The 17,429-nt window shown below is 72.2% G+C and carries 11 protein-coding genes and 1 riboswitch; of the genes, 5 read left to right on the forward strand and 6 right to left on the reverse strand.

Annotated features, from left to right (window positions below; translation table 11 throughout):
- The first annotated feature begins 50 nt into the window (after nucleotides 1–50).
- Entirely contained in the window at nucleotides 51–776 is a 726-nt protein-coding gene (locus tag QEZ54_RS25785; RefSeq protein WP_281307293.1) for an HD domain-containing protein, read from the forward strand.
- 3 nt (nucleotides 777–779) lie between these two features.
- Here QEZ54_RS25785 and QEZ54_RS25790 read toward each other — a convergent pair whose 3' ends face one another.
- The 3 genes from QEZ54_RS25790 to QEZ54_RS25800 form a co-directional block, all read right to left on the reverse strand.
- Nucleotides 780–1,796, reverse strand: coding sequence for a ribonucleotide-diphosphate reductase subunit beta (locus tag QEZ54_RS25790; RefSeq protein WP_281307294.1), 1,017 nt, complete (start codon nucleotides 1,794–1,796; stop codon nucleotides 780–782).
- Complete coding sequence (locus QEZ54_RS25795) at nucleotides 1,787–4,267, reverse strand: ribonucleoside-diphosphate reductase subunit alpha (RefSeq protein ID WP_281307295.1); 2,481 nt, start codon at nucleotides 4,265–4,267, stop codon at nucleotides 1,787–1,789. The genes QEZ54_RS25790 and QEZ54_RS25795 overlap by 10 nt, the downstream gene beginning before the upstream one ends.
- A gap of 146 nt (nucleotides 4,268–4,413) precedes the next feature.
- A riboswitch (cobalamin riboswitch) is annotated at nucleotides 4,414–4,600 on the reverse strand.
- Nucleotides 4,601–4,866: 266 nt separating this feature from the next.
- The gene (locus QEZ54_RS25800) at nucleotides 4,867–5,325 is read right to left on the reverse strand and encodes a rhodanese-like domain-containing protein (protein ID WP_281307296.1); all 459 of its coding nucleotides are present in this window, start codon (nucleotides 5,323–5,325) and stop codon (nucleotides 4,867–4,869) included.
- A gap of 105 nt (nucleotides 5,326–5,430) precedes the next feature.
- On the opposite strand from QEZ54_RS25800, the gene ftrA reads away from it, so the two are divergent.
- Both ftrA and QEZ54_RS25810 read left to right on the forward strand, forming a co-directional pair.
- Nucleotides 5,431–6,414, forward strand: coding sequence for a transcriptional regulator FtrA (gene ftrA / locus QEZ54_RS25805; RefSeq protein ID WP_281307297.1), 984 nt, complete (start codon nucleotides 5,431–5,433; stop codon nucleotides 6,412–6,414).
- A 198-nt stretch (nucleotides 6,415–6,612) separates the two neighbouring features.
- Complete coding sequence (locus QEZ54_RS25810; protein ID WP_281307298.1) at nucleotides 6,613–7,686, forward strand: N-acetylmuramoyl-L-alanine amidase; 1,074 nt, start codon at nucleotides 6,613–6,615, stop codon at nucleotides 7,684–7,686.
- 95 nt (nucleotides 7,687–7,781) lie between these two features.
- Here QEZ54_RS25810 and QEZ54_RS25815 read toward each other — a convergent pair whose 3' ends face one another.
- Complete coding sequence (locus QEZ54_RS25815) at nucleotides 7,782–9,791, reverse strand: BTAD domain-containing putative transcriptional regulator (RefSeq protein WP_281307299.1); 2,010 nt, start codon at nucleotides 9,789–9,791, stop codon at nucleotides 7,782–7,784.
- 204 nt (nucleotides 9,792–9,995) lie between these two features.
- Here QEZ54_RS25815 and QEZ54_RS25820 point away from each other — a divergent pair, with 204 nt between their 5' ends.
- Together QEZ54_RS25820 and QEZ54_RS25825 are read left to right on the forward strand one after the other, a co-directional pair.
- Nucleotides 9,996–10,772: a peptidoglycan DD-metalloendopeptidase family protein gene (locus QEZ54_RS25820; protein WP_281307300.1), complete on the forward strand. Its 777-nt coding sequence runs from the start codon at nucleotides 9,996–9,998 to the stop codon at nucleotides 10,770–10,772.
- Between the two features lie 208 nt (nucleotides 10,773–10,980).
- Nucleotides 10,981–11,850, forward strand: coding sequence for a phytoene/squalene synthase family protein (locus tag QEZ54_RS25825; protein ID WP_281307386.1), 870 nt, complete (start codon nucleotides 10,981–10,983; stop codon nucleotides 11,848–11,850).
- 437 nt (nucleotides 11,851–12,287) lie between these two features.
- On the opposite strand, the gene QEZ54_RS25830 is transcribed toward QEZ54_RS25825, so the two are convergent.
- Together QEZ54_RS25830 and QEZ54_RS25835 are read right to left on the reverse strand one after the other, a co-directional pair.
- On the reverse strand, nucleotides 12,288–16,223 hold the full coding sequence (locus QEZ54_RS25830) for a ThuA domain-containing protein (RefSeq protein ID WP_281307301.1): 3,936 nt from the start codon (nucleotides 16,221–16,223) through the stop codon (nucleotides 12,288–12,290).
- A gap of 137 nt (nucleotides 16,224–16,360) precedes the next feature.
- On the reverse strand, nucleotides 16,361–17,365 hold the full coding sequence (locus QEZ54_RS25835; RefSeq protein WP_281307302.1) for a sugar phosphate isomerase/epimerase family protein: 1,005 nt from the start codon (nucleotides 17,363–17,365) through the stop codon (nucleotides 16,361–16,363).
- Nucleotides 17,366–17,429 lie beyond the last annotated feature (64 nt).

Here is a 17,429-nt window from a genome sequence, read left to right on the forward strand (position 1 = left end):
CCACAAAAGAGGCACAGCGCATCTCGCGTTGATCGGATATAAACACCGGCATGGAGGCCACCACACCCGCGTACCTGTTGACCATGCCGCTGCACGCGATCACCGAGGTGCTCGGCGAGCAGGGGCTGCGGGACCGGTTCGCCCTGGAGATACACCGGCTGCCCGAGGAGGACCAGGCGGTGCTGACCGACGCGATGGAGCTGACGTCGCGGCTGCACGAGGGGCAGCGCCGGGTGCGCGAGCCGTACCTGAACCACGTGCTGCGGGTGGCCATCCGGATCATGTGCTACTACCACGTGACCGACCGGGACGTGCTGATCGCGGCGCTGCTGCACGACGCGGTCGAGGACCAGCCGTGGCGGCTGGCGGGCGTGCCGGACAAGCAGGGCCCGGCGCCGCACGACGCCGCCCTGGCCGAGGTCGAGCGGCGCTACGGCGCCCGGGTGGCCCGGCTGGTCGACGCGGTCACCAACCCGGTCTACACGCCCGACCGCGACCACGACGAGCAGTACCGCGAGCACGTGGTCGAGTCGCTGGACGCCGAGCCGTGGGCCCGGATCATCAAGGTCTCCGACTTCACCGACAACGGGGTCGGCATCGTGCACACCACCGGGCCGAAGGTGATGCGGGCGGCGGTCAAGTACTCGCCGCTGGTGCCGCTGCTGCGCGAGCTGGTGTCCCGGGCCGACACGCCGCTGCCCGGCGAGGTCAAGACGCACATCTTCCGTCAGTTCGACCTCGCCGAGCAGCGCTTCAGAGCCATTCTCGGGGAGTGAGGGTCAGAAGTCCTCGTCCAGGCTCACGGTGCCGCCGACGGCGACCTGGTAGGCGGTCACCCGGCGTTCGAAGAAGTTGGCCAGCTCCTGCACGTCCTGCAGGGCCATGAACGGGAACGGGTTGCCCGAGCCGAACCGGGCGGGCAGCCCCAGCCGGGCCAGCCGCTGGTCGGCGACGTACTGCAGGTACTCCCGCATGTCGGCCTGGGTCATGCCGGGCAGCCCCGCCCCGCACAGATCCTCGGCGAACGCCAGCTCCGCCTCGACCGCCTCCTCCATCATCCGGGTGACCGCCTTGCCCAGCTGCTCGTCGAACAGCTCCGGCTCCTCGGCCCGGACCGTGTCGACGACGGCGAAGGCGAAGTCCATGTGCATGGACTCGTCGCGGAACACCCAGTTGGTGCCCGCCGCGAGGCCGTCGAGCAGGCCGCGCGAGCGCAGCCAGTAGACGTACGCGAAGGCGCCGTAGAAGAACAGGCCCTCGATGCAGGCGGCGAAGCAGATCAGGTTGAGCAGGAACCGGCGCCGCTCGTCGACGGTGGTCAGCGCCGGCAGGTCGAACACCGAGTCGATCCACTCGAAGCAGAACCGCGCCTTGCGGGCGATCGACGGGATGTTCTCCACCGCGTCGAACGCCTCGGCCCGCGCCGCGTCGTCGGGCAGGTACGTGTCCAGCAGGGTCAGGTAGAACTGGACGTGCACCGCCTCCTCGAACAGCTGGCGGCTCAGGTAGAGCCGGGCCTCCGGGGCGTTGATGTGGCGGTACAGGTTCAGCACCAGGTTGTTGGCCACGATGGTGTCGCCGGTGGCGAAGAACGCGACCAGGCGGTTGACCAGGTGCCGCTCGCCCTCCGACAGCCCGGCCAGGTCGGGCAGGTCGGCCGACAGGTCGACCTCCTCGACGGTCCAGGTGTTGCGGATGGCGGCGCGGTAGCGCTCGTAGAAGTCCGGGTAGCGCATCGGCCGCAGGGTCAGGTCCAGGCCCGGGTCCAGCAGCATCTTCTTCTCGGTCACTGGCATGCCTCGCAGATCTCCGGGTTCTCCAGGTTGAACTCGATCAGCCCCTTGGCCGCCAGCAGCGGCTGCGCCGACGCGACCGGCGCACCGCCGCTCGTCGCCGCGCCGCCTGCGGCGGCGTTAGGAAGGGACCCTTCTACTACGGATTCCGATAAGAAGGGTCCCTTCCTTACGCCGGTGGTGGTTTTGGCGATGGAGGTGGCGGGGCGGGAGCGCAGGTAGTAGGTGGTCTTCAGGCCGCGCCGCCAGGCGTAGGCGTACATCGAGGAGAGCTTGCCGATCTCCGGGGCGGCCATGAACAGGTTCAGCGACTGCGACTGGTCGATGTAGGGCGCCCGCGCGGCGGCCAGGTCGATCAGGGCGCGCTGCGGCAGCTCCCACGCGGTGCGGAAGCGGGTGCGCAGCTCGGCCGGGATCTCCTCGATCCCGGCGATCGAGCCCTCGGCGGCCAGGATGCGCTCGCGCAGCGGCCCGGTCCACAGGCCCCGCGCCTTCAGCTCCTCCACCAGGTACCGGTTGACCTGGAGGAACTCGCCCGACAGGGTCTCGCGCTTGAACACGTTGGCCACCGGCGGCTCGATGCACTCGGCGCAGCCGGCGATCGAGGCGATGGTGGCGGTCGGCGCGATCGCGATGAGCAGCGAGTTGCGCAGCCCGGTGCGGGCGACCTTCTCCCGCAGCGCCGCCCAGGCCCGCGGGTCGGTGTGCGCCGCGTCGGCCCAGTGGTCGGGGTGCAGCACCCCGCGCGCGGCCCTGGTGTCGGCGTAGGTCGGGTGCGCACCGAGCCGCACGGCCAGGTCGGCGCTGGTGTCGTACGCCGCGAGCGCGATCTGTTCGGCGATGCGGGTGGACAGGGCCAGCGCCTGCGGCGAGTCGAAGTCCAGGCCGAGGGTGAAGAACACGTCGGCCAGGCCCATCACGCCCAGGCCGATCGGCCGCCAGCGGCTGTTGGCCCCGGCCGCCTCGCCCGTCGGGTAGTAGGACAGGTCGATGGTGCGGTCCAGGACGCGGACCGCGACGGTGACGGTGTCGCGCAGGGCGGCCCAGTCGACGCCGTCCGGGCCGCAGTGGGCGGCCAGGTTGATCGAGCCGAGGTTGCACACCGCGGTCTCGTCGTCGCTGGTCACCTCCAGGATCTCGGTGCACAGGTTGGACAGGTGCACCGTGTTGCCGGGCACGGCGGTCTGGTTGCAGGTGCGGTTGGCGGCGTCCTTGAACGTCATCCAGCCGTTGCCGGTCTGGGCCAGGGTGCGCATCATGCGGCCGTACAGCTCGCGGGCGGGCAGCGTACGCACGGCCAGGCCGGCCGCCTCGGCGGCGCGGTACGCCGCGTCGAACCCGTCGCCCCACAGGTCGACCAGCTGCGGCACGTCCTTCGGGTCGAACAGCGACCAGCTCGCGTCGGCCTCGACCCGGCGCATGAACTCGTCCGGCACCCAGTTGGCCAGGTGCAGGTTGTGGGTGCGGCGGCTCTCGTCGCCGGTGGAGTCGCGCAGCTGCAGGAAGTCGTCCAGGTCGGCGTGCCAGGTCTCCAGGTAGACGCAGGCCGCGCCCTTGCGGCGGCCGCCCTGGTTGACCGCGGCGACGCTGGCGTCCAGCGTGCGCAGCCACGGCACGATGCCGTTGGACAGGCCGTTGGTGCCCCGGATGAGCGAGCCGCGGGAGCGGATGCGCGACCACGCCACCCCGATGCCCCCGGCGTACTTCGACAGCCGGGCGATCTGGCCGTAGCGCTCGTAGATCGACTCCAGCTCGTCGCGGGGCGAGTCGAGCAGGAAGCAGCTGCTCAGCTGCGGGCGCCGGGCCCCGGCGTTGAACAGGGTCGGCGAGCTGGGCAGGTAGGCCAGGCGGCTGAGGATGGCGTACAGCCGGGCGACCTCGGCGACGCTGCCGGGCAGGCGCAGCCCGGCGGTGCTGGCGGAGCCGACCTCGCCCATCAGGCCGCAGGCCACGCGCAGCAGGAAGTGCTGCGGGGTCTCCAGCACCCGCCGGGTCACCGGGTGGCGCAGCAGGTATCGGTCGTAGACGGTGCGCAGGCCGAAGTACTCGAAGCGGTCGTCGGCGGCCGGGTCGACCAGCTCGGCCAGCTCGGCGGAGTTGACCGCGACGAACGCGGCCAGGTCGTCGGCGAGCAGGCCCGCCTCGTGCCCGGCCCGGACCGAGTCGGCGAAGTCGCGTACGCCCTGGGTCGCGGCCTCGTCGGCGATGTGCGCCGCGAGCAGGCGCGCGGCCAGTCTGCTGTACGACGGCTCCCGCACCACCAGCGCCGCGGCGGTCTCGATGGCGCGCAGCCGCAGGTCGGCCTCGGTGGCACCGGGCCACACCCCGGCGAGCACGGGCGCCAGCACCGTGTCGGGGTCCAGGTCGGGCAGGCCCTGCGCCGCCGCCCCGAGCTGCTGTGCGAGTCTGTCCGCCGGTGCGGCGTCCCAGGTCGTCGTGCCGGTCGGCGTACCGGCCATAATGGTGCTGGTCAACGTGCGCTGCCCCTCGTCTCAAGCGGGGAACGGCACGCCGGAGCGCGGCGATGCCCGGCCAGGGGCACGCGCGATCCACCGTGGACCGTCCCGCGCGGCCCGGTGTGTACGGCGCGCACGGGTCAGGTCCGTGCGCGCACGCTGGCAGGTCTTCGGACTCGTGGGCACGGTCGGTCGACCCGGCTTCGCGTGCCGGGTCTGGTCGACCCCCTAACCCGCCGCTTCCCGGGCCGGCCGGCCCAGTGCTGCTCCGCGAGGTCGCGTCCTCGCGGGGCGGGTTCGTTCCCACTCACCGCTGCGGGGCAGTCCCGGAGTCGCACCGGGTTCCCTGTTGTCGCGGCAGCCTCGCGGAGGCCCGGCACAGGCCGGACCGTCGCGATGGCGGCTGCCGCACGGCCCCACCCGACCCGGCCTGCGGCGATCGCGGTGAGCGATCGTCACGTTGCCGGAGGGGTGGACCAGCGATGTCCTCACACTACATGTAGTGGGTGGGCCGTGAAAGCGACCCCACATAGAGCACGGCGTGTCGTCAATGGAGCATAAACGGTGGCGTCGATACATGAACGCGGCGGGCACGCTCAGGTGGTCTGAGCGGTCGGTCAGCAGGCGCAGGAGGCGCCGCTGGCCGGGGCGGTCAGCGGGTCGACGGAGTTGTGCCGGAGGCCGAGCGGGGTCCGGGTGGGGAAGCCTTCGCGGACCCAGTACTCATAGCCGCCGATCATCTCCTTGACCGGGTGGCCGAGGCGGGCGAACGCCAGCGCGGCCCGGGTCGAGCCGTTGCAGCCCGGACCCCAGCAGTAGGTGACGACGACCTGGTCAGGGCCGATCAGCTCGGCGGCACGGGCCGGAATCTCGGCGGTCGGCAGGTGCACCGCGCCGGGGATGTGACCCTGCTCCCACGCCTCCAGCGAGCGGGTGTCGACCACGACCACGCCCGGCGTGCCGGCCTCGAGGTCGGCGTGCACGTCGGAGACGTCGGTCTCGTAGGACAGCTTGGCGGCGAAGTGGGCGATCGCCAGGTCGCGGGCGGCGGGCGCGGTGGACAGCACGGCGGACATGTCGTTTCTCCAGGTGGTCGGTGGTGCGGCGGGCAAGGACCATCCTGCGGGCGTACGCGATCACGCAGAAGTGGCGGTAACGCCGCTGTCCGCTAACATCTCGCCATGCCGTCGCCCGTCCGCCTGGAGACCCGCCCCCGCCACCGCGTCGCCGTGCTGGCCTTCGCCGGCATGGCCCCGTTCGAGCTCGGCTGCGTGGTCGAGGTGTTCGGCCTGGACCGGCCCGAACTCGGCGTCCCCTGGTACGACCTGGCCGTCTGCGCGCAGACGCCCGAGCCGCTGCCCGCCGTCGGCGGGTTCAGCATCACCGCCGCCCACGGGCTGGACGTGCTCGCCGCCGCCGACACCGTGATCGTGCCGGGCGTGGCCGACGTCCGGTCGGCCGTCCCGGCCGAGCTGATCGCGGCGCTGGGTACGGCCGCGATCCGGGGCGCCCGCATCGTGTCGATCTGCTCGGGCGCGTTCGCGCTGGCCGCCGCGGGCCTGCTGGACGGGCTGGCCGCCACCACGCACTGGCGCTACGCGGCCCTGCTGCGCGAGCGGTACCCCCTGGTCGAGGTCACCCCCGACGTGCTCTACGTCGACAACGGGCAGGTCGTCACCAGCGCGGGCAGCGCCGCCGGGCTGGACGTCTGCCTGCACCTGGTGCGCCGCGACCACGGGGCGCAGGTCGCCAACAGCGTGGCCCGGCGGCTGGTGCTGCCGCCGCACCGCGACGGCGGGCAGGCGCAGTTCATCGAGTCGCCGGTGCGCGAGCTGCCCGGCGACGACGGCGTGGCCCGCGCGATGGCCTGGGCCCTGGCCCACCTGGATCAGCCGCTGACGGTGGACGCGCTCGCCGCGCGGGCGCACCTGTCGCCCCGGACGTTCCTGCGCCACTTCGCCCGGCACACCGGCACCAGCCCGATCCGCTGGCTGATCGAGCAGCGGATCGCGGCGAGCCTGCCGCTGCTGGAGGCGGCGGACGCGCCGGTGGAGGCGGTCGCCACGGCGGTGGGCTTCGACAGCCCCGTCACCTTCCGGCACCACTTCGGACGGTGCATGCGCACCTCGCCCTCGGCCTACCGGCGCACGTTCCGCGGCCGGTGAGCCCGGCGGATCCGGTGCCGCCCCCGTAAAACGGCACCGGATCCACCGGGCTCAGCGCGCGCCCCTCCCGGGTCCCCCTACGTACAGGACACGCGCTGAGACCCTTCGATGGTTGCCATCTTGCGCGAACTTCGGTCCGTTGGTAGAAAAGTTTCGCTGCGCGGGTTCCATCCACCTTCCCACTGTGGAGCGAACCCCATGTCCCCACTGTCCCGACGCAACGTCTTCCGGGGTGCCGTCATGCTCGGCACCGGCGCCGCTCTGGGCGGACTCGAACTCGGCATCGCCGGTCCGGCCGCCGCCGCGATCGCCGCGCCGACCATCGCCAGCTGCGCCACCTGGGGCGCCCGCAACCCGTCCTCGACGCTGTCGCAGATCGCCACCGACGCCAACAAGATCGTCATCCACCACACGGCGACGGCGAACTCGACCGACTACTCGCAGGCGCACGCGTACGCGCTGGCCAGGTCCATTCAGAACTACCACATGGACAGCAACGGCTGGTCCGACACCGGCCAGCACTTCACGGTCAGCCGCGGCGGCTACATCACGGAGGGCCGCCACTACAGCCTGTCCCACCTGACCAGCGGCAACGGCATGGTCGTCGGCGCGCACTGCCCCGGCCAGAACGACCAGGGCATCGGCATCGAGAACGAGGGCACGTACACCTCGGCCACCCCGCCCGCCACGCAGTTCAACAAGCTCGTCGACCTGTGCGCCTACATCTGCGACCGGTACGGCATCGCCGCCACGAAGATCTACGGGCACCGCGACTTCATCTCCACCGCCTGCCCCGGCGACGCCTTCTACGCCCAGCTGCCCGCGCTGCGCTCGGCCGTGGCGGCCAAGCTGTCCGGCGGCACCGCCTGGTCGACCATCGTGGACAACAGCTCGGCGGGGTTCAGCGCCTCGGCGAACTGGGCCACCTCCACCTACTCCAGCCAGCGCTACGGCGCCGACTACCGGTACGCCACCCCGGTCGCCGCCAGCGACCCGGCGTACTACTCGGCGACCCTGCCCAGCGCCGGCAACTACAAGGTGGAGACCTGGTATCCGGCCGACGCCGGGTACAACGCGGCCACGCCGTTCATCGTGTACAGCTCGGCGGGCAGCCAGACCGTCACGGTGAACCAGACGACCGGCGGCGGCGCGTGGCGCAGCCTCGGCACGTTCGCGTTCTCGGCCGGGGCGCAGCAGCTCGTCGCGGTGAGCCGCTGGACCTCCGGCACCCAGTACGTCATCGCCGACGCCCTCCGCATCACCCGCGCCTGACCGGCGCGCCGATGCAGGGTGCAGTTTCGGGGAAAGTGCACGAATCTTGCGCGCCTTTCGCGCACTTTCCCCGAAACTGCCGCTACCCCACCGGGTCAGGACAGGTCGACGGTGGCGCGGAGGCGGCGGGCCTCGGCGAGGTACGCGTCGGACAGGCCGTGGCGGCCGTCGCCGCGGTGCAGCTCGCCGAGGCGGTGCGCGGTCTGGGCCTGGGCGCGCCGGTCCCCGATCCGCTCGAAGATCTCCAGGGCCGTGGTGAGCCGGTCCACGGCCGACTCCGGCGCCTCCAGCCCGGCCAGGTCGGTCAGGCAGTACGCGGCGCAGTGGCTGTCCCCCAGCCCCGCGAACCGGTCCAGGGCCGAGGTCAGCGACGCCCGCGCGTCGCTCAGCTCGCCGCGGCGCAGCCGGGTCAGGCCCAGCTGCCGGGTCAGCAGCGCGGTGCGGTGCTCGTCGCCGATCTCCTCGGCGATCGTCAGGCCCGCCGTGAAGTGGTGCTGCGCCATCGCCAGCTCGCCCCGGGCCAGGCACACCATGCCCAGCGCGCCCTGGGCGTACGCCTCGCCATGGCGGTGCGCCAGCTCGGTGTAGGCCGCCAGGGCCTGCTCGTAGCAGTCGTACGCCTCGTCGAACTCGTCCCGGACGCGGTGCACGGTGCCCAGCCCGGCCAGCGCCGCGGCCAGCCCGTGCAGGTTGCCCAGGCGCGCGAACAGCAGGCGGGACCGGCTGAACGCCTCGCCCGCGTGGGCGTAGTCGTCGCGGTACAGGTGCAGCTGCCCGAGCCCGCGCAGGGTGACCGCCTCGCCCAGCGGATTGCCCGCGGCCCGGCAGGCCGCCAGCGCCGCCCGGTGCGTCTGCTCCCACTCGGCCGTGTGCCCGCCCAGGTCGAACCAGGCCACCATGGCGTGCGCCAGCTCCCAGGCCAGGTCGTCCAGGCCGGTCGCGGCGGCCGCGGCGACCGCGCCCAGCAGGCCGTCCCGCTCGGCGGCGAACCAGGCGATGGGGTCGCGGGTCAGCTCGTCGGCGTCGGGCACCGGCCACCGCGCGGCCACGGTCAGGCCGGGGCCGAAGACCTGCGGCGGCAGCCCCGCACCGGCCCGCTCGGCCAGCATCAGGTATCCGCCCAGCACGCGGCTCAGCGCGGCCTCGATGCCGTCGCCGGGCAGGTCCGGCGCCAGCAGGCCGACCAGCACCGGCATGCCGTAGCGGGGACGGCCCAGACGGTCCGGCCCGGCCGGGCGCAGCAGCCGGCCCCGGTCGAGCGCCTCGATCACCTCGGTCGCGTCGCGCCGGTCCAGCAGCGCGGCGGGCACCCAGGCCGGGACCGCCGTCGCGCCCAACCGGGCCAGGCCGCGCAGCACCACGGCGGCCGCCCCGTCGAGCCGCTGCGTGTCGGCGCTGGTGCCGTGCTCGACCAGCAGCGTGCGGTGCACGCGGCGCAGCGGCTCGCCCGGCTCCACGCCCAGCTCGGCGGTGAGGGTGCGCCGCGCCACCGCGTACGCCGACAGCGCCTCGGCCCGCTGCCCCGCGTCGCGCAGCGCCGTCACCAGCAGCAGCCAGGCCTGCTCGCCGAGCGGGTCCTCGGCGACCAGCTGCCGCAGCTCCTCCAGCGCCTCGTCGGGGCGCCCCGCCTCGATGCACAGCCGGGCCCGCTGCTGGCGGGCGGCCCGCCGCAGCTCGACCAGGCGGCTCACCTCGCCGCTCCACAGGGGCGAGGAGGGCAGGTTCTCCACCGGCTCGCCCCGCCACAGCCGCAGCGCCTGCTCGATCGCCGGGCGGTCGGTGCCGCGCGCGTGCCGCTCGAAGCTCAGCGCGTCCAGCTCCGCCTCGGCCAGCTCCAGCCGGTAGCCGGGCGGCAGCCGACGCAGCCGGTGCTCGCCCAGCAGCGCCCGCAGCGAGCTGACGTACGTCTGGACGTTGGCCAGGGCCGAGCGCGGCGCCTCCTGCGGCCACAGCACCTCGACCAGGTGGTCGACGGAGACGGTGCGGCCGTGGTGCAACGCCAGCGTGGCCAGCAGCTGCCGGGGCTTCACGCCGTCCACAGGCACCGTCGCACCGCCCAGCCGCAGCTCCAGCGGTCCAAGGATGCCCAGTTCCAGCCGATCCATCGCCAACCCACCCAGGAACACATGACCGAAGCGTCGATGATCGCCGCTAGTGAGCCTACGCGTGGTCGCCTGATCGGGCCAGAGCGCCGAGCTGAACGGCTGTAGTCGTTCTGGAGTCGGTCTGGAGCGCGGGAGGTGAGGCTGTGCCCACCCCGCGCAGCACGCGATCCGGTATCCACCCACGACCGTGAGGAGCATCCCCCCGTGCACCGTCACCACATCCGGCTGGCCGTAGTCCTGCTGGCCGCCGCCGCGGCACTGGCCGTACCGGCCGCGCCGGCGATGGCCGCGCCGACGTTCAAGGTTCCGTTCCCCTGCAACCAGTCGTGGTCCGGGCAGACCCGCTCCGACCACAGCCCGGCCTACGCGGTCGACTTCAACCGCACCGACGACCTGGGCGACCCCGTCGTGGCCAGCGCGCCCGGCACCGTGGACGTGGTGACCAACCTCGGCAGCACCAGCTACGGCAAGTACGTCCGGATCAACCACGGCAGCGGCTACACCACGTACTACGCGCACCTGAACAGCTTCAACGTGTCCGTGGGCCAGACCGTCAAGTACGGCACCGTCATCGGCTACGTCGGCTCGACCGGCGGCTCGACCGGCCCGCACCTGCACTACGAGCAGCGGCTCAACGGCAACGACATCCAGGTGAAGTTCAACGGCGTGACCGCGCTGTACTGGGGCACCAAGACGTACAAGAGCGACAACGGCTGCTCCGGCGGCGCCGCCGACGGCACCGTCAACACGGCGGGCTCGCCGCTGACGGTCCGCTCCGGCCCGGGCACCGGCTACAGCTCGGTCGGCACCGTCGCCGACGGCGCCTCGATCGACATCTTCTGCCAGACCACCGGCACCACGGTCACCGGCACGTACGGCACCAGCAACATCTGGGACCGGATCGGCAGCGGCCGCTTCGTCTCCGACGCCTACGTGTACACCGGCTACGACGGCTTCATCCCCGGCGTCCCGCGCTGCTGACCGGCTCCTTTCGTGCAGTTTCGGGGAAACTGCGCGAATAGCGGGCTTCAGACCAGCACTTTCCCCGAAACTGCAGCCGTCTCGTCCCAGGGGGTGTCCCGGGGCGAGACGGCTGTCACGTCTGCGCCGGTCAGCGGGGCGCCGGTCGGTAGGATGCGCCGGGGTCGGGCGGGGAGGTGCACGGATGGCGGCGGTGACGGTCGCCGCCGTGCCCGAGGCGCTGACCGACGCGTACGCCCGCTGCCGTGACCTGCACCGCCGCCACGGCCGCAGCTACTACCTCGCCACCCGCCTGCTGCCCGCGTGGAAACGGCCGCACGTGCACGCGCTCTACGGGTTCGCCCGCCACGCCGACGAGATCGTCGACAGCACCGACCCGGTCCCGGTCGCCGAACGCGCCCGCCGCCTGCGCGACTTCGCCGACCGGTGCACCGCCGGGCTGCGCGGCGCCCCGGTCGACGATCCGATCCTGCCCGCCGTGCTGCACACGGCGGCCGTGTTCGCCCTGGACCCGGCCGACTTCACGGCGTTCTTCGACAGCATGGCGATGGACCTGACCGTCAGCCGGTACGCCGACTACCCGGCGCTGCTGTCGTACATGGAGGGCTCGGCGGCGGTGATCGGCACGCTGATGCTGCCGCTGCTCGAGCCCGCCGACCCGGCCTCGGCCCGGGAACCGGCACGGCAGCTCGGACTGGCGTTCCAGCTCACCAACTTCCTGCGCGACGTCGCCGAGGACCTGGCCCGCGACCGCGTGTACCTGCCGCAGCAGGACCTGGCCCGGTTCGGCGTGACACCGGCCGACCTCTACGACGCCGCCGCCCGCCGCCGGGCCACCGCGCCGATCAAGGCCCTGATCGGGTACGAGGTCGAGCGGGCCCGCGCGCACTACGCCGCCGCCGTCCCCGGCCTGTCGCTGCTCCCCGGCGCGTCCGGCACCTGCGTTCGCGCCGCGTACGCGCTCTACGCCGCGATCCTGGACGAGATCGGGCGCGCCGACCACGACGTGTTCGCCCGCCGCGCGGTCGTCCCGGCGTACCGCCGCGCCACCCTCCTCACCCGCACCCTCCTCACCTGACCCTCCCCGTCCGACCGTCGCAGCCGCCCATCCCGTCCGCCCCGCCCCGGCCCCCGCCTTTACATAAACGCTGGCCTATCCAGAGGAGTGATTTGCCCGAACCCGTCCTCTAGATAGGCCAGCGTTTATGTGAGGGCGGGGTCAGGAGGGTGTCGGGTGGCTGTTGGGGGGTGCTGGGGGGTGTGGGAGGGGTGCTTCGCGCCCGCGAACGGCGATCTTCGCCGAAGATCGGCTCCTGCGGTCGGAGCACCGCGATTGGCCACTGCCTTCGTCCGCAGACGGCGATCATCCAATGGAGATCGCCGTCTGCGGACGGAAGGCCCGCGCCAGCTGGATCACCGGCGCGTTTCGCATTCTCCGACGCCCTGGAGCAGGACGTTGGGAAGGGCCCCTTCCTGTACGCAGAGCGGCGAGAAGGGGCCCTTCCTTGCTCACGGCTACGGGGAGTAGACCTCGAACTCGAAGAGGCTGTAGCCCCAGGCGGTGGCGCGGGTGGTGCCGTTGACGCGGACGTAGCGGCCCGAGCCGGTCAGGCCGGTCAGGTCGTCGGTGCCGCCGTCACCGCCGGTGACGGAGCGGATCGTGGTCCAGGTGGTGCCGTCGGTGGACGTCTGCACCTGGTACGCCGACCCGTACGCCGCCTCCCAGAACAGCCGCACCCGGCTGATCGGCATGACGGAACCGAGGTCGACCCGGATCCACTGGGGGTCGCTGAACGCGCTCGACCAGCGGGCGCCGGTGGTGGCCCCGTCGACCACCGCGCTCGCGGGCGTGCCCGCGTTCTCGGTGGTGGAGGCGGTGACCGGCTTGTTCAGCGCCACGTTGGTCGAGGTCGGCGGGGTGGTGCCGCCGCCGTAGACCTCGAACGACCACAGTGAGTAGCCGTAGGCCGTGGCCCGGGTGGTGCCGTAGACGCGGACGTAGCGGCCCGAGCCGGTCAGGCCGGTCAGGTCGTCCGTGCCGCCGTCGCCGCCGGTCACCGAACGGATGGTGGTCCAGGTGGTGGCGTCGTTGGACGTCTGCACCTGGTACGCCGACCCGTACGCCGCCTCCCAGGTGAGCTTCACCTGGTTGATGGTCTTGGTCGAGCCCAGGTCCACATAGATCCACTGCGGGTCGCCGAACGCGCTGGCCCAGCGGGTCGTACCCGATCCGTCGACCGCCGCCGAGGCGGGCGTGCCCGCGTTCTCGGTGCTGGAGGCGAAGGCGGGCCGGTTGCGGGCGAGGTCGCCGCCCGGGTCCGGCGGCTGGGTGCCGCCCGGCCCGAAGGTGAACTCGTCGATGTCGAAGAGTGAGCCGGCCGCGCCCTTGAACACGAGGTACAGCGGGCCGGAGGTGGTGGACGGGGTGATGGTGCCGGTGGCGGTGACCCAGTTGGCCCAGCCGCCGGTCGGTGCGACCGCGATCGTGCCCGCCAGCGGGCCGGTGGCCGAGCCGGTGCGGAACTCGATCGTGCCGCCGACTCCGGCCGAGGCGACCCGGGCGGAGACCGTGGTGACCCCGGTCAGGTTGTACGGCGTGAACGAGATCCAGTCCCCGTTCTCGATGTACCCGACCGCCGCCCCGCCGTTGGCCCCGGCGCCCGCGCTGGGCTGCACGCCCTGGCTGGCGCCGAAGTGCTCGGCCTGCCGCGTACGCGGCTGGGTGACGCTGGTGGCGTGCGTGGTCAGCGCGGGCTGGCCGTTGGCGCCGTTGTCGGTGTACTCCGCGTCGAACACCCCGAAGATGTTGGCCGCGGTGTCGTGCTCACCGTCCTTGGTCGTCTGGATCGAGCCCGTACACCCGTTCTTGCTGGTGATCGGGTGGCCGTGGGTGTCGTGGCCGAGCACGTAGCTGACCTTGACCCGGGCGCAGTCGATCGTCCCGTCCTCCGGGTCGACGACCGTGACCTGGTAGTTCACCGTGTCGCCGAAGCTGAACACCTGGCCGTTGGCGGGCAGGGTCAGCGTGACGGTCGGCGCGTTGTTGCCGACCGTGATGATCACGCTGGCGTTGCCGGTCTTGCCCGTGCTGTCCTTCACGGTCAGCGTCGCGGTGCGCTGGCCGACCGTGCTGTAGGTGAAGCTCGGGTTGGCCGCGGTCGAGTCCACCGTGCCGTTGGTGTCGAAGTCCCAGGCGTAGGTGAACGGGTTGCCGTCGGGGTCGTAGGTGCCCGCCGAGGAGAAGGCGACCGTCAGCGGCGCGCCGCCCGAGGTCCGGCTCGGGGTCACCACGGCCACCGGCGGGCGGCCCTGGCGCGCGTACTCGATGCGGTAGACCGCCGAGTTGGCGTCGCCGCCGAACCAGCCGGTGCCGTAGTCCAGGACGTAGAGCGCGCCGTCGGGGCCGAACTCCATGTCCATGATCTGCGTGCCGGTCCACGGGAACGGGTTGATCTTCAGGTACTTGCCGTCGGCGCCGACCACGAAGTTCTTGATCCAGCGACCGCCGAACTCACCGTGGAAGTAGGTGCCGTTGTAGTACGCCGGGAACGCCACCGGGGAGGTGTTGTTCGGGTCGTACCGGTAGACCGGCCCGCCCATCGGGGCCATGCCGCCGCCGCCCATGTCGGCCGGGCTGCCGCCGTTGTACGGCACCCAGGCCGGGGTCAGCGCGGGCAGCGTGGTGATGCCGGTGTTGTTGGGCGAGTTGTTGGTCGGCCCGCCCGCGCAGTTGTACTTGCCCAGCGACGGCCCGTTCGGGAACACCCACTCGCCGTACGCGTCGCCGAAGCTGGAGCAGTAGGGCCAGCCGTAGAAGCCCGGCGCGGTGATGCGGCTGATCTCGACCTGGGCCGCGGGGCCCCGGTTCGGGTCGGCCGTGCCCGCGTCCGGCCCGTAGTCGCCGAGGTACACCACGCCGGTGCCCTTGTCGACGCTCATCCGGAACGGGTTGCGGAAGCCCATCGCGTAGATCTCGGGCCGGGTCTTCGCGGTGCCCGGCGCGAACATGTTGCCGGAGGGGATGGTGTAGCCGCCGGCGGCGCTGGGCTTGATGCGCAGCACCTTGCCCCGCAGGTCGTTGCTGTTGGCCGCGGTGCGCTGCGCGTCGTAGGCCGGGTTGCGGTCGGGCCGCTCGTCCAGCGGCGAGAAGCCCGCCGAGTCGAACGGGTTCGAGTCGTCGCCGGTGGACAGGTACAGGTTGCCCGCGGCGTCGAAGTCGATGTCGCCGCCGACGTGGCAGCACATGCCCCGGCTGGTCGGCACGTCCAGCACGGTCACCTGCGAGGCCGGGTCGATGGTGTTGTCGGCCCGGACCGTGAACCGGGCCAGCCGGTTCACCCCGTTCCACGGCGCGAAGTCGGCCGCGGTACCGGTCGACGGCGCGTCGCCGGCGGGTGTGGACAGCGGCGGCGCGTAGTAGATGTACACCCAGCGGTTGGCGGCGAAGCCGGGGTCTGCCTTGATGCTCTGCATCCCCTCCTCGTCGTGGCTGTACACCGGCAGCGTCAGCGCCACCTTGGTGTTGCCGTCGACGTCGGTGTAGCGGACCACGCCCTCGCGCGAGGTGTGCAGCACACCCCGGTTCGGCAGCACGGTCAGGCCCATCGGCTCGCCCGTCTCGGCCGCACCCTTGGCCAGGGTGACCTGCGAGAAGTTGCTGCTGACGGTGGCGCCGCAGTCGGCGGCCACCGTCCCGGCCGCGGTCCGGATGCCGCCGAGCAGGTGGGTCCGGAAGTTGGCCTCGCTGTAGCTCTCGATGGTGTGGCCGCCGCCGGTGTACCAGGCACGGCCGCCGTCGTAGTTCTGGCACCACGCGATCGGGTGGTCGACGCCCATCGAGCCGCCCGGGTAGCTGGTCTCGTCGAGGGTCGCCAGCACGTGCGCCTTGCCCCGCACGTTCGTCTGGTACGAGTACCACTCGTCGAACCGGTTCCACTTCTCCGGCAGGGAAGCCGTCGACGGGTGGACGTGGTCGGCCACCTTCACGGTGGCGTTGGCCGGGGCGGGGTGGTTGCTGAAGTACGCGCCGACCAGGTTGCCGTACCAGGCCCAGGTGTACTCGGTGTCGGAAGCGGCGTGCACGCCGACGTAGCCGCCACCGGCGCGGATGTAGCGCTCGAACGCCGCCTGCTGCGTGGCGTCGAGCACGTCACCGGTGGTGGACAGCCAGATCACGGCCTTGAAGCGGGCCAGGTTCGCGTCGTTGAACTGGGCCGCGTCCTCGGTCGCCTCGACCGCGAAGTTGTTGGCGGTGCCGAGCTGCTGGATCGCCGTGATGCCGGCGGGGATGGAGTCGTGCCGGAAACCGGCGGTCTTGGAGAAGATCAGGACGGTGAAGTCGGGTGCCGCGCTGGCCGGAGTGGCCGAGTACGCGGATCCCGCCACCACCAGCGCCGCGGTCGCGAGGACGCTCAGGAGTCGGCGCCATCCCGGGGGACGGTTGGTGCGCATGGACAGAAGTCCTTCCGGTGAGGGGCAGGGGCGTGCGCCAGTGCACGTCCCATGTCACAGCCCCCGCCGCGGGTGCGGCGGGGGTGTTGCCCACGCGCTCACCGGCGCGCGTGAGTGTCGGTGGTGCCCGCCGCGTCTCAGTCGGAGCTGAAAGCCGCGTCGAAGGAGGCGGTGGGCGGATCGAAGAGCAGGTTGCGTACGAAGCCGAGCGCCTGCGGCGCCCCGACGAGCCGGTCCATGCCGGCGTCCTCCCATTCGATCGAGATGGGGCCGTCGTAGCCGATGGCGTTCAGCGCGCGGAAGCAGTCCTCCCACGGCACGTCGCCGTGGCCGGTGGAGACGAAGTCCCAGCCCCGGCGCAGGTCGGCCCAGGGCAGGTGCGAGGACAGGATGCCGCGGCGGCCGTCGCCCATGCGCACCTTGGTGTCCTTGCAGTCCACGTGGTAGATCCGGTCCGCGAAGTCGAGGATGAACCCGACCGGGTCGCAGCCCTGCCACACCATGTGCGAGGGGTCCCAGTTCAGCCCGAACGCGGGACGGTGGCCGATGGCCTCCAGGGTGCGCCTGGTGGTGTGGTAGTCGTACGCGATCTCGCTGGGGTGCACCTCGTGCGCGAAGCGCACGCCGACGGAGTCGTACACGTCGAGGATGGGGTTCCAGCGGTCGGCGAACTCCGCGTAGCCCGCGTCCACCATGGACGCCGGGACCGGCGGGAACATCGCCACGTAGTGCCAGATCGGGGAACCGGTGAAGCCCACCACCGTGTTCACGCCGAGCTTGGCCGCGGCCCGGGCCGTGTCGGCCATCTCCTGGGCGGCGCGCTGCCGGACGCCCTCCGGCGAGCCGTCGCCCCAGATCCGAGCGGGCAGGATGCCCTTGTGCCGCTCGTCGATCGGGTTGTCGCAGACCGCCTGGCCCGCGAGGTGGTTGGAGATCGCGTAGACGCTCAGGCCGTACTTGTCGAGCTGGTCGCGCTTGCGCTGGACGTAGGTCTCGTCGGACAGCGCCTTGTCGACCTCGAAGTGGTCGCCCCAGCAGGCGATCTCCAGCCCGTCGTAGCCCCACTCCGACGCCAGCCGGCACACCTCCTCGAACGGCAGATCGGCCCACTGGCCGGTGAACAGGGTGATGGGTCGTGGCATCGGTCGTGCTCCGTTTCCCGGGACGAAGGGTGGTGCGATGACGTGCTACGTAGTGGGTGACGGG

This window comes from Catellatospora sp. KI3 (assembly GCF_029948125.1).
GTDB lineage: Bacteria > Actinomycetota > Actinomycetes > Mycobacteriales > Micromonosporaceae > Catellatospora.